Below are 25,692 nucleotides of genomic sequence, written 5' to 3' on the forward strand. Positions count from 1 at the left end.
CCCAGCGGCCTGCGTCGCGCGCGCCCATCAGTACGCTCCCCGGCCCTGCAACACCGCACGCAGCGTCTTCCACAGGATCACCGCGTCCAGGGCGAGCGACCAGTCCTCCACGTACCGCAGGTCGAGGCGGACCGCCTCCCCCCACGGCAGATCACTGCGTCCGCTGATCTGCCACAGACCGGTGAGACCGGGTTTGACCAGCAGCCGCCGTCGGATGTCCGGGCCGTACGCGGCGGACTCCTCCGGCAGCGGAGGCCGCGGGCCGACGAGCGACATCGACCCGGTGAGCACGTTGACGAGCTGCGGAAGCTCGTCCAGCGAATAGCGGCGCAGAACAGCTCCCACCCGGGTCACCCGCGGGTCCCGGCGGACTTTGAACAGCAGCCCGGCGCCCTCGTCGCGGTCGGCCAGCGCGGAGCGTGCCCCGTGGGCCCCGGCGACCATGGTGCGGAACTTGACGATGGTGAACTCGCGGCCGTCCTTGCCGACCCGGCGCTGGCTGTACAGCACCCCGCCCCGGCTGTCCGCCAGTACGAGCAGCGCGACGCCCAGCATCAGCGGCGCGAACAGCAGCAGGAGCAGCGCCGCGCCCAGCCGGTCGACGACCTCCTTGACGGCCCGGCGGCCCCCGGTGAAAGCCGGCATGCTGACGCGCAGCAGCGGGATGCCGAGCACCGCGTCGACGTGCAACCGGGGGCCGGCCACCTCCATCAGGACGGGCGCCACGACCATGTCGGCGTCGCTGCCTTCCAGGTTCCACGCCAGCCGTTGCAGCCCGTCCGGCGACCAGTGCGGGTCCGGAGTGACCGCGACGACCCGGTAGCCGTCGCGGCGCACGTGGCCCGCGACATCGGCCAGCCGACCGACGACCGGCACGCCGTCCAGGTGGCCGCCGTCCGGCCCGATTCCGTCCGGGGTGCAGACCGCCTCCACCCGCCAGCCCAGGTGCGGGGACTTGCGGGTCCGGGCGATCAGGTCGCGCACCGTGGCCGGGCTTCCGGCGGCGAGCACCGGCCGCAGGCACTGCCCCTCCTTGCGCTGCTTGTGCAGCCAGAGCCGGAGCAGGTACCGCACGGTCATGGTGACGAGCGCGATCGCGGGGATCGCCACGAAGATCCAGAGTTTGATGTTCCGCGAGGTGAGGGCGATGCCGCCGAGCGCCAGCACGACCGTCGCCGCGAACAGGGAGCGACCGAGCCTGCGGAACTCCTCGGCGCCCTGGCCGAGCACCGCCGGAGCCCACGACCGGCCCGCCGCCAGTGCGCCCAGCACCAGCAACTCGGTGCCGAAGGCGAGAATCACCCACTTCTCGTGCCAGTCGGCCGCGTCCCGGGCACCGAAGAAGTTGCCGATCGCCCCGGCCACCAGGGCGGTGGCCAGTGTGTCACCGGCGATCACGGTGCGGCGGTAGCGCTGCTCCCAGTCGACCGCGGGTTTGCTGATGGTCCCGTTCACAAGGCGCGTGCGCGCCGACGCAAACGGGCTGACTAAGTCCCCCTGCTGCACGAAATCCCCCAGGTCGCCAGTGGTTCGACGTGTACGTCCCAGACCACTCCCCGCGGTGGGAGCCCGCCTGCTGCTCCTCCCCGTGGGGCCACCCTCGCGCTGCGCTGTTCTTCTCCGAGGAGGCCCGCGCCCCCTCTGTGCCAAATGCCCGGCCGCTGGCGCGCCGGGCCGGTCCATCCGGACGGCAGCGGACTCCTCCGTGCTGCCCGTCCCACGGGGTGCGCCGGACCCGGCCCGCAACCCGGGCTCCCTCCCGGGCTCCGTGAGCCGACCACCCGTCACGCTCGTGCAACAAGGCGCGTGCTGCCCGTCCGTGACGCCGAACGCGTAGATCATTACTGGTCTCTTCGTGCCCGAAGGGCCGAAGCACGGTCAATCTAGACCATCGGAGCCGGGATGGAGAGAGGGCGTGTGGAATTCGTGCCGAAGCCCGGGAGCCCGGCCCTCCGTTCCGCGCCCGCCCACGGTCCCGCGCCTGCCCGCCGCCTCGCGCCCGCGCGTGGCCTCAGGACCGTCCACGGGCCCGCGACTGCCCGCCGCCTCAGGGCCGCTTGCGGAAGACCAGCACCTCCGTGGAGGCGACCCCCAGAGGTGCCAGAAAGCCGTCCTCCAGGTCGCAGTCCAGGGTCGCGAAGAGGTCCACGCAGGTCGTGCGCGGCAGGGCCGCGGGATAGGAGCCGTGCCCCGATCCGCCCTTGGTCGCCCAGGCGCGAACGGCGGCCGGGTCCAGGCAGTTCTCCGTCATGACGTCGAAGACGATGCGGCCTCCGGGACGCGTGACCCGTGCCATCTCGAAGAAGTAGCGGGAGGCGCACAGGAAGGTGACGGTGTTGAAGACCTTGTGGGCCTGCACGAGGTCGACGCTGCCGTCGGGGGTCGGGGCGAGGCTGCTGTCCGCGGTCGGCCGGGCGACCACCCCGAACGTCTCCACCAGGTGGCGGGCCCAGGGCGCCGCCGTCTCGTAGATCTCGTAACGGCGCGGCGAGCACTCCTTGAGCGTCCTCTCCAGGTACCGGCCGGACCCGGGCCCTATCTCCAGCACCGTGTCCGGGCCGTCGGAGTAGACACCCCGGGTGCGCAAGGCGTCGACGGTGGCCCGGGTGGCGCCGGGCGTCCCGTTCATGACGTCGTCGATGTAGTCGCCCACCGACATTCCGGCCGACCTCGCGGCCCGCATGGTCGCTTCGAACGGGATGAAGTCGTCGACGCCTCCTTGGTGTCCGGTACTGCGTACGAGGTCGAATCCCGTACGTCGCAGAAGCCGCCTGGCCCCCGACTTCCACACGGACGTACTCCTGCTCGATGCCGTCATCGGCCGTCCCCCCGGGTCGTCTCCGCAGTCGGCGCCAGGATAGGTCCGGACTCCTGGAAGAAAACGGGGTTCCTGGGACCGGAGGAACAACGGATGCTCTGCGTCTACGGGTGCTACAGCAGTTGCACCGCCCCGGCCGGTGCGAACGGGGGTGCGTGCGGACGCGTGCGGCCGGTCCGCAACGGCCCACGGCCGCACGGCGGGGCGGCGGCGGAGTCCTTCTCCGCACCGGGTCGGGGCGAGCCGCCGAAGGAACGTGACGCCTCGCCCCGGCAGCCACCGGGATTCGGCCCGCCGACGCCCTCGCCGGGGCCGCTCTCGAACGCTCGGCGGCAGGGCTCACCGGGGCGCCGGTCACCGCATGCGGGCTTCTTCGGCCGCCCGGCTCATGGCATCAGCCACACCACCGCACGCGCACCAAGATCCGCCCCCGCTCGGCCGACCGGCACCGCCCGCCCCGGACGGCGACCGACCAGAGCCCCTAGCGTCTCCGAAGGGACCTCACCACGGGCCCTTCGCGAGGCCTGGCCGATTCTCGCCCACCACAGCCATCTCGCGCGCACTCCCTTCCGCGCTCCGACGGCGCGGCAGCCCACCGAATCGGCCGAATCTCGCCGGTACCCGGGCAAACATCCGGCGGGCCCGATCAACGTATCGAGTTAATGTCCTCGGCTTCCACGGGCCGGGACACCGAACCGGTGGCTACTGTTCCACCGCGTCTGGGTCGATACCCGGACCTGTGTCCCCAGCTGTCCCTCTTCGCCCGGTAATTCGGGCACGTCCTGCCGCTGCCCTGTCCAAGGAGAGCCCATCCGATGAGCGTGGAAACAAGCCCCGAACAACGGGCGGAGACCGCCCAGCAGGCACTGAGCACGGTAGCCGCCCGCAATCTCGCCACCACGGCCAAGTCGGCCCCGCAGATGCAGGAGATCACCTCCCGCTGGCTGCTGCGGATGCTCCCCTGGGTGGAGACCAAGGGCGGGGCCTACCGGGTGAACCGACGCCTCACGTACACCGTCGGGGACGGACGCGTCGACTTCGTCCAGGACGGCGCCCACGTCCGCGTCATCCCCCGCGAACTCGGCGAACTCGCCCTGCTGCGCGGCTTCGACGACACGGACGTCCTGACCGCGCTCGCCGACCGGTGCGAACAGCGCGACTTCCGGGCGGGCGAGATCCTCGTCGAACGCGGCGCCCCGGCCGACCGGCTCCACCTCATTGCCCATGGCCGCATCAGCCAGAAGACCGTGGGGAAGTACGGCGACGAACAGGGACTCGCCGTGCTCGCCGACGGCGAACGCTTCGGCGACCACGCTCTCCTGGACGCCGACGCCCATTGGGAGTACACCGCCACCGCCGACACGGCCGGCACTCTGCTCACGCTGACCCGCGACGCCTTCGAGTCCGTACGCGAGTCCGCGCCCGCGCTGCACGCGCACGTCGAAAGTTTCCTGTCGCTGCCCCGCCAGCGGCAGAACCACAAGGGCGAGGCCGAGATCGCCCTGTCCGCCGGACACGTCGGCGAGCACGTACTTCCCGGCGCGTTCGTCGACTACGAGGCACGGCCCCGCGAGTACGAACTCTCCGTCGCGCAGACCATCCTGCGCGTCCACTCCCGCGTCTCCGACCTCTACAACGGCCCCTTCCACCAGACCGCCGAGCAACTGCGGCTCACGGTGGAGGCGTTGCGCGAGCGCCAGGAGTACGAGCTGATCAACAACCGGGAGTTCGGCCTCCTGCACAACGCGGACTTCAAGCAGCGCCTCCAGCCCCGCACCGGTCCGCCCACCCCGGACGACCTCGACGAACTCCTGTGCCGCCGACGCGGCTCGAAGTTCTACCTGGCCCACCCCAGGATGATCGCGGCGATCGGCCGGCAGTGGAGCGCCCACGGCCTCTACCCCGACCAGGTGGACCTCGACGGAGAGCCGGTGCGGGCCTGGCGCGGTGTCCCGATCCTGCCCTGCGACAAGATCCCCATCGCCGCGGACAACACGAGCTCCATCCTGATCGTGCGCACCGGCGAGGACAACCAGGGCGTGATCGGCCTCCGCCAGACCGGCCTGCCCGACGAGCACGAACCGGGGCTCTCCGTCCGCTTCATGGGCATCAACGAGCAGGCCCTCGTCTCCTACCTGGTCACCACCTACTACTCCGCCGCCGTCCTCGTGCCGGACGCGCTCGGCGTGCTGGAGAACGTACAGATCGGCCACTGGCGCGCCTGACCCGGCTCCCGTGTCCGCGCACGCATCACCCACCCATCCGCCCCGTTCGGACAAGGAGCCCCATGCCCGCACCCGATCCCGATCCGGTTCCCACGCCGTGGCGCGCACCCGAGTCGGCCGCACACCTCGGAGTGCACGTGCCCGCCGAAGCGGCGGCCCGCGTCCTCGACCTCGCGGGCGCCACCGGCGGCCCGGCCCCCGCACCGTCCCCCCCGGGACCGCTCGCGGGCCCCGGGGGCTTCCCGGGCCTGACGGACTCCACGGGCCTGACGGACCCCACAAGCCTCGCGTCCCCGACCGCCGGCACCACCGCGACGCCCTCCGGAGCGCCCCGGCTCCCGCGCGGTCCCAGCGGCCTGGGCACCTCCGGCCTGCGCCTGCTCGCCCCCACGCCCCCCGCGTCCCCTCCTGCGGACCTTCCGGCCGGGCCTGCGGGCCGCCCCATCCCCGGTCTCTACTTCCACCCGGTGCCCGATCCCGACCCCGTGCGGGTGGAAGAGGTCAGCCGCCGGATCAAGGCATGGGCGCAGGAGGAGGTCGACCTGTTCCCCGACGACTGGGAGGACGACTTCGACGGCTTCTCCGTCGCCGGATACATGGTCGGCTGCCACCCGGACGCCCCCACTGTCGACCACCTGATGCTCGCCACCCGCCTGATGGTCGCCGAGAACGCCGTCGACGACTGCTACTGCGAGGACCACGGCGGCTCGCCCGTCGGCCTCGGCGAACGCCTGCTCCTCGCCCACACCGCGCTCGACCCCCTGCACACCACCGAGGAGTACGAACCCGAGTGGGCGCGGTCCCTCCACGCGGACGCCCCCCGCCGCGCGTACCGGTCCGCCATGGAGTACTTCGTCCAGGAAGCCAGCGCCTCCCAGGCCGACCGGCTCCGCCACGACATGGCCCGCCTCCATCTGGGCTACCTCGCCGAGGCCGCCTGGGCGCTGGAGGAGCGCGTACCGGAGGTCTGGGAGTACCTGGCGATGCGCCAGTTCAACAACTTCCGTCCCTGCCCGACCATCACCGACACGGTCGGCGGCTACGAACTCCCCGCGGACCTGCACGCCCAGCCCGCCATGCAGCGCGTCATCGCCCTGGCGGGCAACGCCACCACGATCGTCAACGACCTCTACTCGTACATGAAGGAACTCGACGCCCCCGGCGTCCACTTGAACCTCCCCGTGGTGCTCGCCGAACGGGAGAACCTCTCCGAACGCGACGCCTACCTGAAGGCCGTCGAAGTCCACAACGACCTCATGCACACCTTCGAGTCGGAGGCCGCGGCCCTGGCCGCCGGCTGCCCCGTGCCGAGCGTGCAGCGCTTCCTGCGCGGCGTCGCCGCCTGGGTGGACGGCAACCACCGGTGGCACTCCACCAACACCTACCGCTACACGCTGCCCGACTTCTGGTGACCGGTCGGACACCACGCACGGCACCACCCGCACACTGCCAACGAACAGAACGGATCCTTTCGTGACCAGCACCACCTCCGCGTTCGTCCCCACGCCCTCCACCCCCTACCAGGGCGACATCGCCCGCTACTGGGACGGCGAGGCCCGCCCCGTCAACCTGCGTCTGGGCGACGTCGACGGGCTGTACCACCACCACTACGGCATCGGCGACGTCGACCACGCCGCCCTCGGTGACCCCCAGGACGGTGACGCCGAGCAGAAGCTCATCGCCGAACTCCACCGCCTCGAATCGGCCCAGTCCGAAGTTCTCCTGGACCACCTCGGCACGATCGGCCGGGGCGACACCCTGATCGACGCCGGATGCGGTCGGGGCGGCACGAGCGTCATGGCACACCAGCGCTTCGGCTGCACCGTGGAGGGCGTCACCCTCTCCGCCAAACAGGCCGACTTCGCCAACCGGCGCGCTCAGGAACTCGGCATCGACGACCACGTACGCGCCCGCGTCTGCAACATGCTCACCATGCCCTTCGCCTCCGGCTCGGCCGCGGGCTCGTGGAACAACGAGTCGACCATGTACGTCGACCTGCACGACCTCTTCGCCGAGCACTCCCGGGTCCTGGCGGTCGGCGGCCGCTACGTCACCATCACCGGCTGCTGGAACCCGCGCTACGGCCAGCCCTCCAAGTGGGTCTCACAGATCAACGCCCACTTCGAGTGCAACATCCACTCCCGCCGCGAATACCTGCGCGCGATGGCCGACAACCGCCTCGTCCCCCAGGCCGTCGTCGACCTCACCCCGGACACCCTGCCCTACTGGAAGCTCCGTGCCACGTCCTCGCTGGTCACGGGCATCGAGGACGCGTTCATCAACTCGTACGAGGACGGATCCTTCCAGTACGTCCTGATCGCGGCCGACCGGGTCTGACCCCGCCCGCTGTCTGCGACCGCTCCCCGGGCCCGCATCCGGGGAGCGGAGGCCGCTGCACGTCGCCTGCCGGCGGTACGTCGTCGCTCAGCAGAAGTGGTGCGGGCGGACGCGGGTGCTCCGGGGCCGGTTTCGGCGCGAGGGGGGACCTGTGCCGGAGGGCACGCCGGACATCGCCGGCGCGGCTCGCCCGGACAGCTCGTTCCGGGTGCTGTCGTGTCACTGGCCGGCAGCGGCCTTCTCCCGTTGACGTGCCCAGGCGCGTGCGCACAGGCCCGGTTCTCCCAACAGGTCGGCGGCGGTGCAGGCCAGGGCGCGCGCTGCGGCGAGCACGGCCCGCCGCCCGGGTGCGCCCGCCGCCGCGGTGGCGAACTCGGGTGTGTGGTCCGATGCGTCGGAGCTCAGAATCGCCACGAAGGGGTGAATGGCGGGGACGACCGCACTGACGTCGCCGATGTCGGACGACCCGAGGTGGATTCCGGCCGTCGGTTCCTCCAGCGGGATGCCCGCGGCGCGCAGGTGCTGGGCGAACCGGCTGGACAGTACGTCGTTGTCACGGAAGTGCCGGTATCCCGCGTCGGTGCGAGACGCCTCCACCCGGGTGCCGGTGGCCGCCGCGATGCCCTCGGCGCATCGCGACACCTCCGCCACCAGCTCGTCCAGGGCGTGCGTCGTGGCCGCACGGAGGCCGAAGAGCCCTTCCGCCCGCTCCGGGACGATGTTGGTGGCCCGCCCGCCGTCGGTGACGATGCCCTGGACGTGTCCTCCGGGGGCGAGACGCCGCTGCAGCACGTTCAGAGCACCGAACATCTGGAGCAGAGCCGCCAGGGCGTCCACCCCTTCGGTCGGGTTGCCGGTGGGGTGTGCGGCGCGCCCGTGGAAGACCACCCGTACCTGCACCTGCGCGGTGAGGGGAGCCCACGTCCAGTTGTTGACGCCGGGGTGGAACATCAACGCGGCGTCGACCTCGTCGAAGACGCCGGCCGCCACCTCGCGCACCTTCCCGCCGCCTCCTTCCTCGGCAGGGGTGCCGATCGCCGACACCGTGCCGCCGACTCCCGGGGCGGCGGACAGCGCGCTGTTCAGCGCGAGAGCTGCTCCGAGGCCGGCGGCGGCGATCAGGTTGTGGCCGCAGGCGTGTCCCAGGCCGGGCAGCGCGTCGTACTCCAGCAAGAAGGCGACGCGTGGGCGCTCGCCGGTGCCGGCCTCGGCCACGAAGGCGGTGGGCATGTCGGCGACTCCGCGCCGTACGGTGAAGCCGGCGCCCGCCAGTTCGCCCGTGAGCAGCCGCGCCGCAGCGTGTTCCTCGAAGGCGAGTTCCGGCTCGCGGTGCAGGGCGAGCGCCACATCCCACAGACGCGGCGCACGGGCTGTCACCTCCTGCGCGATGCGCTCGTGCACGGCGGAGAGGTCCGGGTGGACCCCGCGGCCGTCGGGAGGGGGCGTGGCAGTGCACTCGGTCGGATCCCGGGGCGTGGCGGCCACTGTCTACTCCTTCGCGCTGTCGGCCGCGACGACGCGCACGGTCCTCACCTCGCTGTCCGCCGCGTCAGGAATGACCATGCCCGCGTCGACCCCGTCCCGCAGGTACTCCAGCACGTCCCGATTGAGGCGCTCGCCGGGCAGTGCGGCGGGGATACCGGGCGGGTAGGGGGTGAGCATCTCGGCGCTGACGCGTCCCACGGCCTGTTGCCACGGGACCTGTTCGACGGGGCCGAAGTAGGCGTCGCGCGGGAGCATGACCTGTTCCAGCCGCAACTCGGTGGGGTCGGGCACGTGGATCTCGGGCGCGGGCCGAAGGTCCTCGGCCCGTCGTACGAGGTCTTCGAGGGCGCCGAGCAGCCGTTTCGCCGACTTCTCGTCGTCGGCATGGGTCAGCTGTGCGCTGATGCGGCGGTGGTCGCTCAGGTGCAGGTTGACGTGGTGGTGCTCGCGAAGCCAGTCGGCGGCGCTGTATCCCGAGACGCGCAGGCCGGTGACATCCACGATGACCTGCAACGGGTCCATGTCCGCGGCGCGCCCGGGGCCGCAGAAGTCCGCGCGCCCGTGCACGTGCATGCCGCTCATCGTGTCGATGCGTCCGCGTACGTCGTCGGCCAGCGCGAGAGCGTCGTCGTAGAGCGCGCGTCCGTGTTCGACCATCTGGCGCCGCCAGCCGTCCAGAGCGGCGTAGACGAGGCTGGACGGGCTCGTCGTGCCGAGCAGGTCCTCGCGCGAACTGAGCACGTGCGGATCGACCAGGTCGCCCTGGAGGTGGAAGACGGAACTCTGTTCCAGCCCCGAGCCCATCTTGTGCACCGACGTGACGCAGACGTCGACTCCCGCGTCCATGCCCCACGTCGGCAGGTCCGGGTGGAAGGGCAGATGCGCGCCCCAGGCCTCGTCGGCGATCATCGGCTTGGCGTGCTCGTGACAGACAGCCGCGATGGCGCCCAGGTCGGAGCAGGTGCCGTACGGAGTCGGGCTGGTGACCAGCGCGCCCTTGGCCTCGGGGTGCGCCCGGAAGGCGGCGCGGAAGGACTCGCTGGAGGGCGGGTGCGCGAGATGCAGTTCGGCGTCCCACTGCGGGTCGACCCAGATGGGCCGCACGCCGGCGAGGATGAGACCCGACACCACGGACTTGTGTGCGTCCCGGCCGACCAGCAGGGCCTCGTGCGGGCCCGCGACCGACAGCATCGCCGCCTTGACCGAGAGGGAGCTCCCGCAGGTGGAGAAGAAGGTGTGCTCGGCGTCCACCGCGTCCGCCATCAACGCCTGCGCCTCCGCGAGGATGCCGTGGGAGGACGTCCGGTCGTCGAGCCCGCTGATCGCGAGCACGTCCGAGCGGAAGACCGCGTCGCCGAGCACGGCACGCACCCGGGGGTCCGCGCCACGCCCCTGCTTGTGTCCGGGCGGCGTGAACGGTGTCTGCTGTTCGGCGTGGTAGGCCGCGAGGGCCTCCAGCACCGGTGCCTTCGAATGGTCCATGACAGGCCCGTGCCCCGCCGGGCAGCCGGAAAACGAAGGTGCGGCGGACTTCGCCCGTACGGCCCGCAGTCCCGCTCCTCAGCAACGTGCCGTCGGGAGCCCTGGAGGCACCCAGGCACTGGACGGGCGAGAACCCGCTGCGTGGTCGCCGTCTGTGTCTTCGTTCCGGTGCCACGGCAGACCCCGCGTGCGGCGGGCCGCCGCCCCGACGAGGCGCCGTGGGCGCGAAACGCTCACGTGCGCGCCGCCTCTTCCCGGCGACGCGGGCGGCGCAGCCCGGCTCCGGCAGCGTCACCTGCCCGGAGGCCGCAAAGGCACCGGCCGACTCGTCGCCCGAACGCGCTGTCGAGGGACCCACCACTGCGGTGCCGCATTGTTCAGCTGCGGGGCACGATCCCGGGCGTCGCTTCGATCCCCGGGATCGTTTCCGGCCTACGTGCGTACGGTGTGCCGCCGCCCGTGGGGCGGCACGGGCCCAGGCGGTGCGGGAGCCGGCGATCCGCAGACGACGTTCAACGGGTGGCCGCCGCGCCCAGTTGCCTCTCGTCCCGCGTCCGCACGTCCGAGAGGACGAATCCACTGTGCGGTCGGGTCGGGATCCGGTGGAGGGAGATGGTCAGGTCCTGGTCGGGAACTTCGTACGACAGGCCGGCGAGCCGCGGTACGAGGGTGGCCAGCAGGGCCACCGTGACGTCCTCGCCGGGGCAACGGTGCCCGGTCGCCGGGTCGCCGCCGCCCTGCGGAACGAGCTCGTCGCGTGCGGGAGGCCGACCGACGAAGCGGTCCGGGTCGAAGGCGTACGGATCGGGCCACAGCTTCTCGTCGTGGTTCAGACCGTAGAGGTCGAGCAGCACCATCGTCCCGGCCGGGACCTGCTCGCCCTGCCACTGTGCTTCCTCGGCGGCCAGGCCCGCGACGAAGGGGGCGAACGGGTAGAACCGGCGCACCTCCTGGGCGAACGCCAGGGCCCTGTCGGCGCCGCCGTCCACGAGGCGCCGCCTCTCCTCGGGCCACCGGTGCAGGGCGTGCGCGGCGAACGCGACGAACCAACTGACGGCCACGGTCGGCCGGACGACGTTGAGGACTTCCACGGCAGCCGTATGCGGGTCGAGCAACGATCCGTCGGCGTCGCGGTGGTGCGCCACGGCGGCGAGCGCGGTGGTGCGGCCACCGGAAGGTTCCCGTCCGGCCTCGGGGGCTTGCGCTTCCGGCGTCCGGGACTGCGGTGCCAGGTGTTCCGGGGCCGGGTTGCGCCCGCGTTCGGCGGTGACGAGGTCGGCGATCCGTGCCTCCTGACGTTTCCGGGCACCGCGGGCCCGGAAGTGACGCGGCCCCGCGGTCGCGAAGCCGTCGACCATCGCCACCAGGTCGCGCGAGGTCTGCCGCGCGCCGTCCGGTTCGTCCGGCAGGGGGACGCCTGCCCAGGCGCACACGGCGCGGGTGAGCACCTCGGCGGTCTCGTCGAAGAGCACCACCTGGTCCTGCTCCGCCCAGCGGGCCGCCGCCCGGTCCCACTCGGTCGCCGCGAGATCCGCCAGCTCCTGCACCGCGCGGGGGTCCTTCAGCGCGGACAGGAACATCGCCTTCCGGGTGCGGTGGGGCCGACCGTCCAAGGTGTGCACGGCTCCGCGCCCGAAAAGGGTGTCCAGGAGGGGGCCCGGGAGGGCGTCCTTCCGTACGACGTGGCGTTCGTCGTAGAACCAGCGCACCGCTTCAGTGCCGTGCAGGGCGACGGCGCGCTGACCCGCCAACCGGGTCCACACGGGCTCACCGTCGGTGCGCCGCCGCCGATCCGGCAACCAGGCGTAACCCTTGACGAGGAGAGGGAGGGTGCTGTCGATCATGATCCTTGTCCTTTCGGCGGACGGGTGCGGGTGTCCGGAGCCTGCTGAGCGGCGGCGACGGCAACAGCCGTACGGCGTCCCGGAGGCCACGACCCCCCGGTGGCCACGGCCACCTCGGACGAATGGGCCGGTCATCCGCTCGTTCGGTCACTGTTGATCGTCGCGCAGAAGTCGAGTGACCGCCTGCGCCCGAATGACACCCGCTGTTCCGTTCTCGGCTCGCAGCCCGGGGCGTGGTGCACCGACTGCGGACGACGGCCTCCGCGCCTCCGTCTCCGAGCCGTCTGCCCTGGCAGAGGCGCTCTCCGCGGTTCGACGCGTTGGTTCCCGCTGTGAGGTGCCTCACTGTCAGTCGGCCGAGGCGCACCACTCCGCGCTCGGGGAGCACAACGCGCCTGCGAGGGGAAGGGCGTTGGCGATCCGTACGCCAGTCGGGGCGGCACGGGGGTGCACGGCGACGTGTCCGGCTCCGTCCGGCTGGGCTACCTTGTGGCCGTGCGCGGACGGGGGAACTGGCTGAAGCGGGCCCGGACGGGTCTGCTCGGGGCCCTCGCATGTCTCCTGCTGGGTGCCGCTGGGCACGTGGCGGCGGGCGGACAGCTGCCCGGCGCGACCGGGCTCGCAGGGCTCCTGGCCGTGCTGGCGGTTGTCTGCGGTGCGGTCTCCACCCTCCGCCGCCATCGCTTTGCGGCCACCGTGGTGGTCCTCGGCCTGACGCAGAGCGTCCTGCACCTTGCCTTCCACGCCATGACCGGCGGGCACGGGGGTGCCTCGACGCCGCACGGCGGGGTGCACGCGGAGCACATGGGCCACGCCGGGCATCACAGCATGCCCCCCGGCACGGGCGCTCCCGGGCACGCCATGGATTCGGGGATGACGCTGGCCCACACACTCGCGGCGCTCGGCGCGTCGGCGTGTCTCATCCACGGTGAGCGCGTGCTGAGCCGACTGCCCCGCCTGCTCCTCCCGCCGCTCCCGCGCGTCCTCCTCCAGGCGACGGCGCCGGTCCTTCCCGAGCCGCCGACCGCGGAACTCGACGGCACTCCTCCCACGCCGCGACACGGTGTTCTGCTCGCCCGCGCCTGCACTCGGCGTGGCCCTCCCTCGGCGACGTACGCCTGAATCACCACCCCGCCCTCTCCGGCGGTCCTCACCGCGCCCACGCCTCACGGGGCGTCCCGCGCGGTCCCGTACGTCTTCCAGGAGTACCCCCATGTCTTCTTCCACCGACACGTCCGGATCGGCGCCTCCCGCCGCTGTGCCCGGGGCGGTGTCTGCTCGCCGGTCCCGGCAGGGTGTGCGCGCCCTGCTCGTCCGGCTTCACTTCTACGCCGGGGTGTTCGTCGCTCCGTTCCTGTTCGTCGCCGCCCTGACCGGCCTCCTGTACACCTTCACCCCGCAGATCGACCAGCTTCTTTACGGCGACAAGCTGCGCGTGGACAAGACCGGCGAGCGTGTCCTGCCGCTGTCCGAACAGATAGCCGCAGCGCGGGCCGCCCACCCCGAGGGCGTCTTGGCGTCCGTGGTCACCCCGCCGGGCCCGGAGGACACCACCCGGGTGGCGCTGTCACTCCCCGAGCTCGGGGAGAAACAGCGAACCGTCTTCGTCGACCCGTACACGGCCGAGGTGAAGGGCGAGCTGACCACCTGGTTCGGCTCGACCCCGGCGACCACCTGGCTGGACGACCTGCACCGCAACCTGCACCTCGGGGAATTCGGACGGCTCTACTCCGAGGTCGCCGCGAGTTGGCTGTGGGTGATCGTCGGCGGGGGCCTGGTGCTGTGGATCGGTCGCAGCCGCGGGCAGCGGACCAGGTCGGTGCGCGGCGTTCTGCTGCCCGACCGGACGGCCCGCGGTGTGCGTCGTACCCGCGGTTTCCACGCCGCGACGGGCGTGTGGCTCGCCCTGGGCCTGTTCTTCCTGAGCGCGACCGGTCTGACCTGGTCCCACTACGCCGGTGAGCGCTTCGGCCAGGTCCTCGACGCCGCCCACAGCCGCACTCCGAAGCTCGACACGAAGCTGCCCGGTGCCGCTGCCTCGGAGCAGGCAGCGGGCGGCGACGAACACGCCGGTCACGCCGGGCACGACACGTCACAAAAGAGCCCGCAGGCCGGCCCGGCGGACTTCGACACGGCCCTGGCGCTGGCGCGGGAGACCGGCCTGGGCGGGACCGTCACCCTGACCCCGCCCGCCGACTCCACCAGCGGCTGGGTGGTGGCCCAGTCCGACAACGAGTGGCCCGTCCACTACGACAGCGTGACGGTGGATACCGCCAAGAACCAGGTCACCGCCCATGTGCGCTGGGCCGATTACCCGGTTCTGGCCAAGTTGAGCAAGCTCGGTGTCCAGGGACACATGGGGGTGCTCTTCGGCGTGGTCAACCAGATTCTGCTCGCTCTGATCGCCCTGGGCCTGATGCTGATGATCCTCTGGGGTTACCGCATGTGGTGGCAGCGCCGCCCGACTCGTGAGGACCGCGCAGCACCTCTCGGCAAAGCACCCGCGCGCGGAACCTGGCGACAGCTGCCGCTGCCGGTCCTGATCCTCGGGATCCCCGCTGTGCTCGCTCTCGGCTGGGCCCTGCCCCTGCTCGGCGTCACCCTGGCCGCGTTCCTCGCCGTCGACGTCGCGGTGGGACTGGTACGTCGCGTCCGCGCGACCTGACGCCGCGGCCCGGGTCCACGTCGAGTGGACCCGGGCCACGGTCGGGGGGCTCCGGCCCGTTCGAATCGCCGTGAGCGATTCCGGGAACGCGCACGCGTTGGACCAGCGCACCACTCCCGCTGCTGTCTCCTCCTTCCCGGTGCCGACATCGGCCGGCGGTGGCGAAGCCGGACTCCGCCACGCGGATCGCGGAGAGGAGGTACGGGACCCGCAGCGCGTTGACGACGAAGCCCGCCCGGTTCCGGGAGCGGACCACGGTCTTGCCGAGCACCCCGAGGGCGCACTCCGCGACGGCCGCGACAGCCTGGGGTGAGTATCGACAGACCGGGGCGCGCACGGAGCGAGGCCACCCCCTCGACCAGCGGCAGAACCGGGCAGGTCACGGGGGCGCGCGGCCCGTCCCACCTCGCGCAGACCACGTCGATCCGCGCCCAGGGAAGCTCGGCGGCCGGCGCGTCGGCCTTGTTCGCCAGGATCCGGCGTACCTCCTCGCGGCTTACGGATTGCTGCCGTACCCACTGCCAGATCTGGGCGCGGGCGATCTCGGCAGTCGAGGCGTCCTCCACCAGGCCGTTCCGGGCAAGGGCACCCCATGCCGCGTAAAAATGAGCGGTCACCGAAGGCGCACCCCAGCCGTGCGCCGGACAAGGCAGCCGACACGCGCTCGATCGCATCGAGCTGGGCCTCCGTCCACAGGTCGTCGCCGACCCCGAGGTTCTTGCACGCCCAGCGTGGAAGTGCGGATTCCCGTCCTTGTCGGCCTTCGACGCACGCGGCAGAGCCTCCTCGGCGATGACTGCCTGAAATACCGCGCCGTCGCCCGCCAACAGGCTCCACACCTTCGCACTGAGCCTACGGAGTCAACGAGACTGCTGGACGTTGCTAGAACAACGACGCACGACTACGGGACAGAGCAAGCCTGTCCCGTATTTGCGCGTCGCCCCCGGAGGGTCAGAAGGTGGCCCCGGATGCTCCCGCCAGGATGCCGAGCGCGGACGCCCGGCTCGCCGTGTGGTCAGCCCGGGACGACATGACCCTCTCTGGTCCAGACCTGCTTTCGCAACTCCTGATGATCGTTTGTGATCCACGACGCGTTCGTATCCAAGAGATAACCTGTTATTGACCATGGAAGAAGCGCATGAAAGTGCCGCCACTCCTTGTTTTGAGAGGGTGGCCGGTTGGCTTGTGTGTGCCGTCCGCGGTGCGCGGCCAGTGACCGTCGATCAACCGTCCTGCGAGAAGCGGCGAGAACGTGCCCGACGGCACGCCCGGGACGGTCCCGCACATGCCGTCCGAGCCGCCCGGAACGTTGACCGACAGCAGGCACTCGGCCCCGCGCACCCCGATGCTGTCCACCCCGGCACGTGCCCCGGCCAGGCCGAAGGTCGGCGCACCCGTGCTGGCGGAAGACCGAGCCCAGGCGGAGTCGGTCTCCGCCGGCTCATCCAGGGTCTACGTGACCTTCGCCAGCGGTGACTGCCCGAAGTGCTCCCCGTCCGCAACGCTGTTGCTCAGATGGACCACGGGGATGAAGTCCAGGCGCGGGTCTAGGCGGTGCAGGACCTCGCCGTCCACCCGGGAACGGAACCGGCCCTTCTCCAGGGGCAGCGCCTCAAGGGGCTGCCCGCGCCGCGGGTCGTCCACATCCCCTTCGTCGCCGGTCAGGTAGCAGGTGACCTCGGGCGTCGCGCTTGGTGCCCAGGGGTTCGTGCGCTCGATGCGCCCAGTGTGCTCGCTGTAGAAGCCCTCGGGGGCTGGATGCCTTCGATTGCCCCGCGCCAGGTCCGGCCCTTCTTGTCCTGGACGACCCGTGCGGCGACGTCGAACGGGCCCAGCTCGTACGTGATCCGCCGCAGCCGGGGCACGCCTCGCTCGGGGTCCTCGGGCATCTCCGAGGCACGATGCAACCGAGTCGGGCAGTCGCCCGGATCGACATCATCGTCCAACACCGGGAAGGAGAAGCCCGGGTCGTACGTCTTCAGCCGCAGTCGACCCTTCACCGGGGCCCCACGCCGGCAGTTGCACCCGTGTCCGAGCAGTACCGCCTTGCGCTCCGCGGCCTGCATCCGCAGCGACAGAAGCTCGACCTCCGCCCAGTCCCGCAGGCGCGACTGCGCCGCCGCGGCCGTCACGGCTTCCGGAGGCGCCTCCTCATCACCGGCGTGCTCGGCACCGGGCACCGTGGGCTGATGCGACTTCCCCAGCAGCCCACGGCGGCCTGCTCACCTTCCCCGAACCCGAGCACCACGCCACCGAAGCCCAGGTCCTGCTCGGCAGCGGTGGCAACGAAACGGTCACCCTCGCCGAACGGGCCGTCGAGGCATGCAACGATCCCCACCCTCCGCACTGGGCCTTCGGCGACCAGGCCGACGCCCGCCGAAATCTGGCTCTCACCCGTTTGCGCGGCAAGAGTTTGACGGTGCCAACGAAGGGCGCCCAGCACGGAAAGCCTTTGGTCAGGTGCCCTTTTTCGATGTCTAGAAAAAGCCCAGCTTCTTCGGCGAGTACGACACGAGAAGGTTCTTCGTCTGCTGGTGGTACACGACGTCCTAGCTACCTGACCTGCGCAAATGAACGAACATCTCCGGTGGGGTGTGGAGTTGGTCCGCTCCTGGTCCGGATCTCAGGTGGGCGGTGTCGCAATGGATGCAGAGCTGGCGGATGGTTCCGTGGCACCACCTGACACAGGTCGAAGTGGCCCTCCAGCGGCGTCCATCCAGTCCAAGGCGGACACGAGGCCCCGCCGGCTTGACCCGGCGGGGCCTCGTCGCGTGGTCGGTGTTGGCTTTGGTCCGTAGTCGCGGCGAAGGCGCGCTCAATTGGAAGAACGCGGATACGAGTCGGTCTTCGCGGCGCTGTGGGCTGCGTGCCTCATCGGCCTTCCTCTGCCGGAACATCAGCGTCAGCGAGAGGTTCCATGGCATGGCCGTGTAACCGATAGGCCATCTCATCGGGTGCCGACAGCATGCGCGAGCTGCGCCAGGCCGCATCGAATGATGCAGTTGGGTGGGCGCGTTGCAGACGGCGTGCCCGCCAGCTGGTTACGGGGTCGAGTATGAGACGCCAGAGGGTCACTTTCACTTTGCTCACCCCGTACTGCGTAGATGGTTGCGCCCGGGTGGGGGAGCAGTTGTTTCAGGCTCCGTTTCCTCCTGGGTAAGGGCGGCGAGGGCGTTGTGCAGGACGATTAGCGCTCGGTTTTGCATTTCGAGGTCGGTGAAGCCGCGGCCCAGGTGTTCCCATTGCTCCAGCAACGGGCGCCACCATTTCTCGGACGCGGCTACAGACCGGGCTACGCGTTGCCAGTCCGCGATTTGTTGGGGATCCAGGGTTCCGGGATGCTGCTCGATGCGGTCCAGGAGCAGGAGCGACGGATGTTCGTACAGGTTGTCCTTGAGGAAGCGCAGTCGTCGAACTCGTTCGTCGTCTTGCCGACGTTGCGTCAAGATCTCGTGGGATGCCGTGGTCAAACGCAGGTCTGTGTGTACCTGTACGAGGCGGTAGTGGGCCGTGCGGCAACGCTGTGGCTCGCCCAGTATGGCGTTCACGGTGTCCTGTGCGGTCTGTACATCGGTGGCCGACAGGTTTCGCAGCGTGCTCGCCGCATCGGCGACGATGCGTGCCCGCACCAGCTCCTCGAGGTTCGGCCGACGTCGCCAGGTCGGCTGCCAGGTGATGATGAACGTGGCCTCGAAGGGCACGCCGTCGGTGGCGCTGGGCAGCTGTCGGGGCGCAGGGCATCGAGTGGTTCGGGCGGCTCGGCGCCAAAACCACCTCACGCCGGCATTCCAGTGCCCTCGATATTGATCAAGGGATGGACCCGCTTGTCCACGAGGTGCTGGTAGAAGTCCGCCGCGGCATTTTCACCGCTGGCCGTACGTACTTCCTTCAACGCCTGCATCAGGTCCATGGCCGCCTGGAACATGCGCTGTCCTCGGAGTACGGGGACGAGTTGTGCGACCACCTCGTCGTAGGCGCTCTCGTCGGAAGCACATGCCGCGATCCATGCTGTGAGGCGAGCGATGACAACTGGCGCGGTGCTCATATCGCCGAGGAGGTCTCTCAGCGCACGGTCCACGTTGAAGTCTGTGACGTTCTTCTGCGTCAGCAGGTAGGGGAGTGGTTCCTGCTGGATCGACATCAATGCCAGGAACGCCAGGCTGCCTGCCCGGCTACCTGCCTTCGAGTCCTGCCAGGCGGCTACCTCCTCGGTCAGCCGGTCGATACCGCTGGGCTGCTTGGCCAGTTCGGTGAACACTGCGAGAACCGCATCCGTGGTGTCCTGCGCATTCGAGGTGTGAACGACACGACGTAGTCGGACCATGGCCATCTTGGCCATGGAGGTACTGGCCCTTGGGTCGCTCAGGACGTGGTCGCAGATGGCGACGACCGAGCCGGCGAACTCCTGAGTACCTGCCCACCGGTACAGAGTGCCCCACGCCCGTCGCCCGATGTGCTCGTCGTGCACAGCCCGAACCATCACGGACGGCAGCAGGTCACTCTTCGCTCCGCGCGTGACCTGGCCGAGTAGGCTGAACTGATCGGTCGCCCCGTGACGGAGGATGAGAGTGGACACCCCATCGACGGTGTGCTGTTCCGCCGTGGCTGAAGATCCTGCGTCCTTGACCAACCACTGCAGCAGTGGTCGGCGCATGGCCTCGTAGTTGTCCCAGACGTAGGTAAGTACTGCCTTCCCGTAACCGGGCCGGTCGAAGACGACGGCGTCGTGGGAGTTGACGGAACCGCCGACATCGATAACGCGGCGACGCAGGCCCCGGCCGGCGAAGGCGGCCTGGGCGCCAGCTCCCAGGGCTGCTCGGCCGTGATCGGTCGGGGTGACAGTCTCGTGCAGCACGCGTGCTGTCTGCGCAACATCGGGGAGGGGCGCGGACTGACGGATGGCTAGGGATAGCAGCAGACAGCGGTCTTCGAAGGTGAGAGAAGCGTCTTTCCCACCGTGAACGGTTGCCGTCTCACCAAAGAGCTTGTCGAGCTTGTCACGCCAGTCGGACAGTGCGTCAGACATGCGGTCCGTGAGATCGCTGTCGGATGCCACTGCGTGTGGATCGGTGACGGCGACGGTAGTGCCGGTGGCGCGCTCATGTTCCTGCCATGCGGTGATCACGGTGCCGGCAGCCCGCACCGCCTCGACCGCGTCGAGTCCTTCGAGTGACACCCTCGAGGGATCCAGGTCGTCCAGGTAGGGAATCAGCCCCACACAGTTACGTCCGCGCAGGTGGGCCTCGACGACCTGACGGGCGGGCGGTGGGGCGTGCAGGTGTACGACCTGCACGTTTGAACCGGGCAGGAGGAATCCATGGTCGTATAGCTCCTCCGTCAAGGTGATGACGAGATAGGAGTCGCAGGTTTCAAGGTCCTGGGCGTGGCTGTCCAGTGCGGAGATGAAGTCGGCCGACGGGCGATCCCGGTCGGGGTCCTTGAGATCGAGCTGGAAGGCACGCCGTTCCACCAGCGGCAGTCTTCCGACCTTAGGGGCCCTCCAGTCCGCATCTAGTTTGACCAAGTCGATCTGGTCACTGGTGTGGCGTGCCAGGAGTTGGAGGGCGAAGGTAGTGGAGCCGTAGGACCCTGGTGCGACAACGAGGAGAACGCGTCGGTGAGGGCGTGAAGTCGCGGGGTCGATCACCTTGTTCCATGCGCTGCCCCATTCGCTGTCGCGTACGAAGGGCTGTTGGCGGATGTCGTCCCGGTCGAGGGCGACACCATCCAGGACGTCGCGCGTACGTTTCTCGATGTGGAGTGTATTGACGTAACCAGCTACGACGTCGGCCTGCTGAATCGCCACTGGCACGGTGGGAGGCGGCAGCACCAGCTCCGGTGGAACTGACGCAGGCTGTCGTGCAGCCGGTGCGGATGGAGGCGGAGGCGCGAAGGAAGGCATGCTGTGGCCCTCGGCGGAAGTGGTCGTAGGCGTGTCTTCTTGACGTGGGAACCAAGAGCGGTTCCCACTGAGAGGCATGGGCGGCAACGGCCTCAGTGCTCGGAGCAGGTCCGGATCGTCGGATGCGGGGTGCGCAGGTTCGTCGGGCATGCGGGTGTGAGTCCCTTTCTCTTCAGGCTTGATTTGGGTGGCGACGAGCGAGCGATCTCAGCGGCCGCGGCGGTCGATGCGCAGGACTCCGATGTCCTGTGCGACCGTCGTGTCTCGCATCTCCCCGTTGAACTGGAACGTCGGGGCGGGACCGTGAGGTGGTGCAACTGGTGCGCTGGCCGAGCTGGATGGCCGGGCAGAGTCGGGGTTCGACACTATGGGTCGCTCTGCGGCCTGCGTTGCATCCGGCGAGGTAGTGGTCGTGAGGTACGGTGCAAGCAGCTGCGGGACGAGGCGCGGCACGTACAGATGGCAGGGTTCGGCGAAGTCGGGCTTGCCCTCGACGCGAGCGGTAGTCACCAAGAAGCGGTTCTCCGCCAGTTCGGGGGTCCGCCCGGCCCGTACTGTCCGCCGATATGCGGGATCCGATACGGCCGCCGCGAGGAAGCCGTTATGGTCACAGGCGGCGGACAGGGCCGCGCGTAGGTGCGTGCTGTTCAGAAGTCGGCATACCTCGTTGATTGCGTCGCCGCGGTGATCGGGCTGGGACAAGGGGCCGACGTGGACGGCAACCCGTAGCCTCAGCCGCGGAGAAGCTGCGAGGCGTTCGTGGTCGTAGCGAGTCAGGGCGGAGTGCAGATGCCCGAGTAGCGGGTCGATCACCCTGGCCACCTCCCTCGCAGGCAGGACAAAGATGGCGCCGTCTCCCGTGTCCTTGAACGCTCGGTCTTCGAGGCAAGGCGGCTCAAGCCCACTCTGGGCGAGGACAGTGGCGAGCACGAGGTCCAGGTCGGAGCGCACTGAGGCCATTCGGGCTTCCGGAATCCGGCTGTAGCCCTGCATGTCCACTGCCAGAAGCGCCTGCTCCGCTGGGACAGCGGGCGGTGGAACTACAAGAGGAGGCATGGTCAGTCCTGCCTTTCGAACGTGGCCGTCGATCGGAAGGACTCATGCTGATGTGTTCACGCTGTCGTCGGTGCCCAGCAGTTGGCACCGGCGCAGTAAGGCCGGTCACGCCTTTTGACGGGCGTCCTGCTCGATGGCCTGAATGTCGTGGATCAGTAGCCCACCGCCGGCTTCTGTGGACAACCATCCCTGCTCCCTCCACGGCTTGATGGCTGAACCCACGGCGTTTCGGGACGCCCCAATCATCTGAGAGAGCTCTGCCTGCGTGAGGCGAACAATTAGTGCACGCGAGTTCCGCGATCCTGCTTGCACGAGTCGGGAGAGGGCCCCGGCGAGACGAAGTGGTACGTCCGCGGTGGCGAACTCCAGTCGTACTGCCTCGGACTCCCTGACGCGGGTGATCGCGTGGCGCAGCAGCGAGGTCAGCAAACCATGCTGCTCTACAAAGAGGAGGAAGTCCGAGGCGGGGATAAGATGAATACGGCAGCTCTCGGCGGCGATTACCGTGGCGGATCGGGGCTTCTCGTCCAGAACGGCAAGTTCGCCGAGCAGCTCCCCTGACCCCCGGACGGCGAGCAACGTGCGCTCACCGCCTGCGCCGGTCAAGGTGATGAGAGTCGACCCCGAGTCCAGCAAGATCACATGGGTCGCTGGATCCCCTTGACGCAGGAGCACGCTGCGGGCGGGGCGGAGATGAGCCCGAGAAAGAGCGAGCATTCCGGACCAGAGTTGCTCACCGATGAGTGCGCGGTGCGGCTGGTACATGACCCCCCATGGCTACGTAGCTCAAAGTAATGCCTAATTGTCAGAGAGTGAACGGGGTGATCAATAGAGCCGATCCAGCCACACCGTGGGCGACCACTATGAGATCCACAGACAGCCTGATGAGTCGGTACTTACGTCGCGCTAAGGTGCGCAGCATGCCCAAACGCTCCGCCTCGGCGAGTAGTTGTTCCTCCTCGTTGGTCGACTGGACCCGTCGGAGGGCGCTCCGGCCGTCGTCGAAACGTCCTTCTCCTTGCTGTGGCTGGTCGCACCGCCAGGCGAGTACCGGGCGTAAGGCCAACAAGGCGGCAATGACCGCGGCCATGAGCGATAGAGAGAGCACTCCGAGTGGGAGGAGCAGCGGCCATCCGGCCCGGTGTGCGTTGTCCGACAGGACAAAGGCGGTTGCAGCTGCAAGGAGACCCCCGGCCACCCCGAAGAGCGCGGCCGCTTTGGTGTCTGCCCGCTGTACTTCGACGAACATCTCTGCGGAACGGAGCCTGAGTGTGCCCAGGCTTATTGCTGGCAGTTGCAGGGTGCTGTTGTGTCCCGAGTGCACAGTGCCTCCAACAACGAGAACGGTGGTGGTGCACTCACTGTGTCTCTGGTGATGAACTGGTGGTGCACAGAACCTGGCTCCTTGTATGAGCGGCGAGCCACATGCACTTCGACCGACGCTATCCGCCATGCGGTTGGCAGGTTCGCAGTCGGCAGCTGACGGAACGCTATCCCGTAGCCCGCCCTGCCCCGTCAACCGTCGCGGCCCACCGTGCGGGTGAGAGAGCCGTCCGGAGACTGTGGCCGTGCGGGTGTTCCAGGACGTGGTTGCGCGGGGGCGGCGCGTACGGCAGGGGTGCGGCCGGTTGTCGCGGTGCGCCGTTGGGCGCCGTGGGCGGTGGTCATGAGGTGGCGCAGGCGGAGGCCGTCGGGGGCGACGGCGGTGACGAGTGCGGCAGGACCTGCCAGCGGGGTGAGGATGGCTTGCCCGTCTCCGTCAACGAGGACCTGGATTTCGGGTGGCTCTTTTTCGAAGGAGGGATCGACGAGGAGGATCTGTCCGGTTGCCCGGTGATGGGCGAGGACTGCGGGACTGTCCCAGCCCGGTGCGCCGGGGCCGTACTCGGCCTGCTGGTCCAGAAGTACGTGCCCTGCGCGCCGGACGGTTAGCCGGGTGATCACGTGACCTGGCTGTTCGCCTGTGCGTCCCAGGACCTGTTCTTCGCGCAGGACCAGCCGTGCGGTGGGGGCGAGGTCGACGGTCCATGTCTGGTGCAGGTTGCTGTCGGCGGCGCAGATCAGTGGTTTGGGCTGCCAGTGGAGTTCCGCGTGGTCCGCCACGGTCAGGTGGATGTCGTAGGTGGCGTGCGCGGTGGTGGGGCCTTTGAGGGCGAGAGATGCGGCGGCGGAGGTGATGTGCAGTCGCGCGTGTGGCTGGGCGGTGGCTTCGATGCGCAGTCGGTCGCCGCCGAGGGGGGCGCTCATCGCGCCGACGATGCACACGCGGGCCTCAGTGCCGCGGGAGCGCAGGCGCCGGAATTCGAAGGGGCCGTCGCCATCGAGGACGGGCAGGGTGGTGGTATGGCCTCGGGCGGTCGCGGTGATGCGGGCCGTGGCCCGTACTCCGGCGGCAGGTGTGCCGTCGTGCGTTGCCCGGGTGTGTTCGGCGGCGAGGGTCATGCGGGGCCCGCAGCCCAGTCGGCAAGGCGCTCACGAATCCAGTCGGCGACCGCTTCGACCCCGTTCTCCTTCTTGAGGCAGGTGAAGGCGACGGGGAGGTCCCCTCGTTGGGCCTTGGCGTCCTGGGCCATGGCGTCGAGATCGGACCCGACGTGAGGTGCGAGGTCGGTTTTGTTGATGACGAGGAGGTCGGCGGTGGTGACGCCGGGGCCTCCCTTGCGGGGAATGTCGTCGCCGCCGGCCACGTCGATCACGAAGATCTGACTGTCCACCAGTCCTTTGGAGAAGGTCGCGGTGAGGTTGTCGCCGCCGGATTCTACCAGGATCAGGTCGAGGGAGCCGACCTCCTCCTCCAGGTCCTCGACTGCTTCGAGATTGGCGGAGATGTCGTCGCGGATGGCGGTGTGCGGGCAGGCGCCGGTTTCGACGGCCTGAATCCGCTCGGGCGGCAGGATCGCCTCCCGGAGCAGGAAATCGGCGTCCTCGCGGGTGTAGATGTCATTGGTGACCACCGCGATGGACACCTCGGTGCGCAGCGCCCGGCACAGGGCGGCGACGGTGGCGGTCTTCCCCGAGCCGACCGGCCCGCCCAGGCCGATGCGCAGGGCGCGCCGGGTGCCCTCGGGGCGCTGGGGTCCGGCAGCACTGTAGGTGTGCCGGTGGGGGAAACGCTCGTCGAGTTCGTGGTCGAGGTGCATACGGACTCCTTGCGTCGTGTCTCGTGGCGTACGGGCTGGAAGTCAGGAGGCGAAGAGGCGCACGGGCCAGGCGGCGTGCTGCTGTGCGGTGATGTCGAGCAGCGCGGCGGAAGCCGCGGGCAGTGCGTCGATGCCCTCTTCGGAAAGGCGTTCGGCTGCCGTGGTGGCGAGTGAGGCGATCCGGTCGAGGTCCGGGGCCAGACGGGCCAGGACCGCGGTGGCGTCGAACGGGTCCAGGCTCAGCAGCCGCACCGTCGCCGTGGTCGGCCCACTGACGCTTTCGTACGCGGCCGCATGGGCGGGGTCCAACGGGGTCAGTCCGGCCGACCGGGCGGCGAGGCCCAGGACCACCGGCTGGTGGGCGCCCCTGGGCCGGGCGGCGGCGAGTGCGTCGAGTTCGGGTGACGGCCAGGTGGCGCGCGCCGCCCGCATCATCTGCCGACCCAGCTTGCGGGCGGTGGTGCGCAGCGCCAGTACGGGGGTGCGGGCGTCGGCGGCCCGGTCCAGGGCCAGCGGGTCGTGTCCTGCGGCAGCCGCGGCGGCCAGCGCCGCCGCGACGAGACCCGCGCTGTGCAGTCGGCCCCGGCAGAAGGATTCCAGCGAGCCGGCGTCCGTGATCCGCCCCGCTGCCACGGCGGCTTCGGCCCCGCCGGAGTGCGCATGACCTCCGGCGGGAAACCGGCCGTCGGCCAGGATGAGCAGCGCAGCACGGTTCATCGTTCGTTCCTCTTCGTCGTC

At 69.9% G+C, this 25,692-nt stretch carries 21 protein-coding genes and 1 pseudogene; 6 read left to right on the top strand and 16 right to left on the bottom strand.

The features are described 5' to 3' along the window. Window positions 1-27: 27 nt before the first annotated feature. On the bottom strand, window positions 28-1,506 hold the full coding sequence (locus tag ACQPZG_RS31185) for a sugar transferase (RefSeq protein WP_433549030.1): 1,479 nt from the start codon (window positions 1,504-1,506) through the stop codon (window positions 28-30). A gap of 541 nt (window positions 1,507-2,047) precedes the next feature. After that, window positions 2,048-2,818 (bottom strand): class I SAM-dependent methyltransferase, encoded by a 771-nt coding sequence (locus tag ACQPZG_RS31190; RefSeq protein WP_433549031.1) that lies wholly within the window; start codon window positions 2,816-2,818, stop codon window positions 2,048-2,050. Window positions 2,819-3,633: 815 nt separating this feature from the next. Here ACQPZG_RS31190 and ACQPZG_RS31195 point away from each other — a divergent pair. From ACQPZG_RS31195 to ACQPZG_RS31205, 3 genes are all read left to right on the top strand, one after another. Next, window positions 3,634-5,043: a family 2B encapsulin nanocompartment shell protein gene (locus tag ACQPZG_RS31195; protein WP_433549032.1), complete on the top strand. Its 1,410-nt coding sequence runs from the start codon at window positions 3,634-3,636 to the stop codon at window positions 5,041-5,043. Between the two features lie 62 nt (window positions 5,044-5,105). Then, window positions 5,106-6,455, top strand: coding sequence for a family 2 encapsulin nanocompartment cargo protein terpene cyclase (locus ACQPZG_RS31200; RefSeq protein ID WP_433549033.1), 1,350 nt, complete (start codon window positions 5,106-5,108; stop codon window positions 6,453-6,455). Between the two features lie 61 nt (window positions 6,456-6,516). Beyond that, a complete protein-coding gene (locus ACQPZG_RS31205; RefSeq protein ID WP_433549034.1) occupies window positions 6,517-7,380 on the top strand; it encodes a geranyl diphosphate 2-C-methyltransferase in 864 nt (287 codons plus the stop codon). 219 nt (window positions 7,381-7,599) lie between these two features. On the opposite strand, the gene ACQPZG_RS31210 is transcribed toward ACQPZG_RS31205, so the two are convergent. The 3 genes from ACQPZG_RS31210 to ACQPZG_RS31220 all read right to left on the bottom strand — a co-directional run bounded on the left by ACQPZG_RS31210 (window position 7,600) and on the right by ACQPZG_RS31220 (window position 12,191). After that, a complete protein-coding gene (locus ACQPZG_RS31210) occupies window positions 7,600-8,781 on the bottom strand; it encodes an amidohydrolase (RefSeq protein ID WP_433549621.1) in 1,182 nt (393 codons plus the stop codon). Between the two features lie 87 nt (window positions 8,782-8,868). Continuing rightward, window positions 8,869-10,347, bottom strand: coding sequence for an aminotransferase class I/II-fold pyridoxal phosphate-dependent enzyme (locus ACQPZG_RS31215; RefSeq protein WP_433549035.1), 1,479 nt, complete (start codon window positions 10,345-10,347; stop codon window positions 8,869-8,871). Between the two features lie 512 nt (window positions 10,348-10,859). Further along, window positions 10,860-12,191, bottom strand: coding sequence for a cytochrome P450 (locus ACQPZG_RS31220; protein WP_433549036.1), 1,332 nt, complete (start codon window positions 12,189-12,191; stop codon window positions 10,860-10,862). Window positions 12,192-12,686: 495 nt separating this feature from the next. Between ACQPZG_RS31220 and ACQPZG_RS31225 the strand changes: the two genes are divergently transcribed. The 3 genes from ACQPZG_RS31225 to ACQPZG_RS31235 all read left to right on the top strand — a co-directional run bounded on the left by ACQPZG_RS31225 (window position 12,687) and on the right by ACQPZG_RS31235 (window position 15,169). Further along, window positions 12,687-13,313, top strand: a complete 627-nt coding sequence (locus tag ACQPZG_RS31225) for a hypothetical protein (protein ID WP_433549037.1) — start codon at window positions 12,687-12,689, stop codon at window positions 13,311-13,313. Window positions 13,314-13,404: 91 nt separating this feature from the next. Continuing rightward, window positions 13,405-14,856, top strand: coding sequence for a PepSY-associated TM helix domain-containing protein (locus ACQPZG_RS31230; protein WP_433549038.1), 1,452 nt, complete (start codon window positions 13,405-13,407; stop codon window positions 14,854-14,856). Between the two features lie 70 nt (window positions 14,857-14,926). Next, window positions 14,927-15,169, top strand: coding sequence for a hypothetical protein (locus tag ACQPZG_RS31235; RefSeq protein WP_433549039.1), 243 nt, complete (start codon window positions 14,927-14,929; stop codon window positions 15,167-15,169). Window positions 15,170-15,347: 178 nt separating this feature from the next. Here ACQPZG_RS31235 and ACQPZG_RS31240 read toward each other — a convergent pair. The 11 genes and pseudogenes from ACQPZG_RS31240 to ACQPZG_RS31290 form a co-directional block, all read right to left on the bottom strand. Next, window positions 15,348-15,530, bottom strand: a pseudogene (locus tag ACQPZG_RS31240) (hypothetical protein); the annotation flags it as partial. 778 nt (window positions 15,531-16,308) lie between these two features. After that, window positions 16,309-16,500, bottom strand: a complete 192-nt coding sequence (locus tag ACQPZG_RS31245) for a hypothetical protein (RefSeq protein WP_433549040.1) — start codon at window positions 16,498-16,500, stop codon at window positions 16,309-16,311. A gap of 17 nt (window positions 16,501-16,517) precedes the next feature. Further along, window positions 16,518-17,036, bottom strand: coding sequence for a hypothetical protein (locus ACQPZG_RS31250; RefSeq protein WP_433549041.1), 519 nt, complete (start codon window positions 17,034-17,036; stop codon window positions 16,518-16,520). Window positions 17,037-17,942: 906 nt separating this feature from the next. After that, window positions 17,943-18,557, bottom strand: a complete 615-nt coding sequence (locus ACQPZG_RS31255) for a hypothetical protein (RefSeq protein ID WP_433549042.1) — start codon at window positions 18,555-18,557, stop codon at window positions 17,943-17,945. Window positions 18,558-18,631: 74 nt separating this feature from the next. Beyond that, window positions 18,632-20,662, bottom strand: a complete 2,031-nt coding sequence (locus ACQPZG_RS31260) for a hypothetical protein (RefSeq protein WP_433549043.1) — start codon at window positions 20,660-20,662, stop codon at window positions 18,632-18,634. A 303-nt stretch (window positions 20,663-20,965) separates the two neighbouring features. Further along, on the bottom strand, window positions 20,966-21,814 hold the full coding sequence (locus tag ACQPZG_RS31265) for a hypothetical protein (protein ID WP_433549044.1): 849 nt from the start codon (window positions 21,812-21,814) through the stop codon (window positions 20,966-20,968). 105 nt (window positions 21,815-21,919) lie between these two features. Beyond that, entirely contained in the window at window positions 21,920-22,531 is a 612-nt protein-coding gene (locus tag ACQPZG_RS31270) for a Crp/Fnr family transcriptional regulator (protein ID WP_433549622.1), read from the bottom strand. An 88-nt stretch (window positions 22,532-22,619) separates the two neighbouring features. After that, window positions 22,620-23,063 (bottom strand): Pycsar system effector family protein, encoded by a 444-nt coding sequence (locus ACQPZG_RS31275; protein WP_433549045.1) that lies wholly within the window; start codon window positions 23,061-23,063, stop codon window positions 22,620-22,622. A gap of 266 nt (window positions 23,064-23,329) precedes the next feature. After that, window positions 23,330-24,256: an urease accessory protein UreD gene (locus ACQPZG_RS31280; RefSeq protein ID WP_433549046.1), complete on the bottom strand. Its 927-nt coding sequence runs from the start codon at window positions 24,254-24,256 to the stop codon at window positions 23,330-23,332. Beyond that, window positions 24,253-24,954, bottom strand: a complete 702-nt coding sequence (ureG, locus tag ACQPZG_RS31285) for an urease accessory protein UreG (protein WP_433549047.1) — start codon at window positions 24,952-24,954, stop codon at window positions 24,253-24,255. Before ureG ends, ACQPZG_RS31280 begins: the two co-directional genes overlap by 4 nt. A gap of 42 nt (window positions 24,955-24,996) precedes the next feature. Next, window positions 24,997-25,671, bottom strand: a complete 675-nt coding sequence (locus ACQPZG_RS31290) for an urease accessory protein UreF (protein WP_433549048.1) — start codon at window positions 25,669-25,671, stop codon at window positions 24,997-24,999. Window positions 25,672-25,692: the final 21 nt, after the last annotated feature.

This window comes from Streptomyces sp. CA-294286 (assembly GCF_050947155.1).
Lineage (GTDB): Bacteria > Actinomycetota > Actinomycetes > Streptomycetales > Streptomycetaceae > Streptomyces.

Bases quoted from the DNA above. Each gene is read 5' to 3' on its own strand.
- ACQPZG_RS31190 (WP_433549031.1), bottom strand. From the start codon at position 2,818: ATGACGGCATCGAGCAGGAGTACGTCCGTGTGGAAGTCGGGGGCCAGG.
- ACQPZG_RS31195 (WP_433549032.1), top strand. From the start codon at position 3,634: ATGAGCGTGGAAACAAGCCCCGAACAACGGGCGGAGACCGCCCAGCAG.
- ACQPZG_RS31200 (WP_433549033.1), top strand. From the start codon at position 5,106: ATGCCCGCACCCGATCCCGATCCGGTTCCCACGCCGTGGCGCGCACCC.
- ACQPZG_RS31215 (WP_433549035.1), bottom strand. From the start codon at position 10,347: ATGGACCATTCGAAGGCACCGGTGCTGGAGGCCCTCGCGGCCTACCAC.
- ACQPZG_RS31220 (WP_433549036.1), bottom strand. From the start codon at position 12,191: ATGATCGACAGCACCCTCCCTCTCCTCGTCAAGGGTTACGCCTGGTTG.
- ACQPZG_RS31230 (WP_433549038.1), top strand. From the start codon at position 13,405: ATGTCTTCTTCCACCGACACGTCCGGATCGGCGCCTCCCGCCGCTGTG.
- ACQPZG_RS31265 (WP_433549044.1), bottom strand. From the start codon at position 21,814: ATGCCTCCTCTTGTAGTTCCACCGCCCGCTGTCCCAGCGGAGCAGGCG.
- ACQPZG_RS31270 (WP_433549622.1), bottom strand. From the start codon at position 22,531: ATGCTCGCTCTTTCTCGGGCTCATCTCCGCCCCGCCCGCAGCGTGCTC.
- ACQPZG_RS31275 (WP_433549045.1), bottom strand. From the start codon at position 23,063: ATGTTCGTCGAAGTACAGCGGGCAGACACCAAAGCGGCCGCGCTCTTC.
- ACQPZG_RS31280 (WP_433549046.1), bottom strand. From the start codon at position 24,256: ATGACCCTCGCCGCCGAACACACCCGGGCAACGCACGACGGCACACCT.
- ureG (WP_433549047.1), bottom strand. From the start codon at position 24,954: ATGCACCTCGACCACGAACTCGACGAGCGTTTCCCCCACCGGCACACC.
- ACQPZG_RS31290 (WP_433549048.1), bottom strand. From the start codon at position 25,671: ATGAACCGTGCTGCGCTGCTCATCCTGGCCGACGGCCGGTTTCCCGCC.